The following is a 2010-nucleotide window of genomic DNA, read 5'->3' as shown; positions in this document are numbered from 1 at the left end:
TGAATGCCGCGGTGGGCTTCGTCGATCATGGCCCGCTGGATCTCGACGGCAAGCCTGCGCGCCTGTGCTTCTGCACCCCGCAGGACTTCCGCGCCGCCCTGGCCAGCCGCAGCCCGCGTCTGGACCGCGGCGTGACCGCCAACCCGGTCGCGGCCAGCCAGCATCTCACCGGGCCGGACTGGCAGCAGGCCAATCGCCTGCTGGTGCGCAAGGCGCTGGCCGAGTTCAGCCACGAGCGTCTGATCCATCCGCAATGCGCCGATGACTGCGGTACCCGCACCGCCTGCCAGAGCCATGACAACTGGCATCACTTCCGCCTGCCGCTGGCGGCGCAGGTCAGCGACACGCCGCCGGTCAGCCGCCGCGCGGCGGAATATCGCTTCGTGGCGCGCCGTTTCCAGCTCGATCACTGGCTGATCGATGCCGCCTCCATCCAGCGTCTGGATGCCGACGGCAACGCCCTGCCGCTGGACGCGCGTGAGCTGATTCTGGAACTCAACGACGTGCTGGAGATTCCGCCGCGCCTGCTGCCGGTCTATCTCGAGGAGGTCAGCGCCACGCTCGCCTCCAGCGCCTGGAAGATGCAGCGCGCCGTGCGCGAGAATCAGTCCGCCCGCGTGCTGGCAGGTGCCTCCTTCCAGACCCTGGAATCGGCGATGAGCGAAGGCCATCCGTGCTTCGTCGCCAACAATGGCCGCATGGGCTTCGATGCGCTGGACTATCGCGCCTACGCGCCGGAAGCCGCGCAGCCGTTCTCGCTGGTGTGGATCGCCGTGCATCGCGACAACGCCCATTACTCGGCCGTGGATGGTCTCGATCCGCGCCGTCTGCTCGAGGAAGAGCTGGGTGAAGCCGAACTCGCCCGTCTGGAGCAGCAGCTGACCGAGAAGGGCCTTGCGCCCTCCGACTACCTGATGATGCCGGTGCATCCGTGGCAGTGGAGCCACAAGCTGGCGATCACCTTCGCCGCCGAGATCGCCAGCCAGCACATCGTCTGTCTCGGCCTGGGGGAGGACCGCTATCAGGCACAGCAGTCGATCCGCACGCTCTACAACCGCAATCAGCCGAACCGTCGCTATGTGAAGGTGGCGCTGTCGATCCTCAACATGGGCTTCATGCGCGGCCTATCGCCCTATTACATGCGTGCCACTCCGGTCATCAATCAGTGGCTGCAGGGCCTGATCGATTCGGACCCGTCCTTCGAGAAGTGGGGCTTCCGCCTGCTACGTGAAGTCGCGGCCATCGGCTATCGCGATGATGTGTTGGAAGACGCGGACCCGGCGGCCGTCGGCTATCGCAAGATGCTGGCCAGCCTGTGGCGCGAGAGCCCGGAAGACGTCAAGGACGAGGGCGAGCGCCTGATGACCATGGCCGCGCTGCTGCATGTCGACAACGATGAGAAGGCCTTGCTGCCGGCGCTGATCGAGCGCTCCGGCATCGGCGCCGAAGCGTGGATCGACAAGTGGCTGACGGCTTACATGACGCCGCTGCTGCACTGCTACTTCAAGCACGACCTGGTGTTCATGCCGCACGGCGAGAACCTGATCATGCGTCTGCGCGATGGCGTGCCGTGCGGTGCGCTGATGAAGGACATCGCCGAGGAAGCGGCGCTGTTCGCCACCGAAGAGACCCGTGCACTCGAACTGCCGGAAGGGGTCGAGCGTCTGGTGGTCGAGGTGCCGGAACCGATCCGCATCCTGTCGCTGCTCACCGATGTCTTCGACTGCATCTTCCGCTTCGCGGTACCGCTGCTGGTGCGCGAGCAGGTGATGACGGAAGAGGCCTTCTGGTCGCGCGTCGCGGCCTGTATCCATGACTATCAGGATGCCCATCCGGAGATGGCCGACAAGTTCGCGCGTCATGATCTGTTCGCACCGCGCTTCACGCTGTCGTGCCTCAACCGCCTGCAGCTGCGCAACAACCAGCAGATGGTCGATCTCACCGATCCGTCCGGCGCCCTGCAGCTCAAGGGCGAGCTGGATAACCCCATCGCGGCCTTCGCCCGCCGCT

At 65.8% G+C, this 2010-nt stretch carries 1 protein-coding gene; it reads left to right on the top strand.

The window, feature by feature from the left end:
- Nucleotides 1-2010: IucA/IucC family protein (locus tag AC4FAH_RS14760; protein WP_490246334.1), on the top strand; the 2010-nt coding region annotated here is incomplete at both ends.

The sequence above is a fragment of the Cobetia sp. genome (assembly GCF_983723665.1).
The sequence above is the reverse complement of the archived record's forward strand: the minus strand, read 5'-3'. Positions and strand labels throughout refer to the sequence as shown.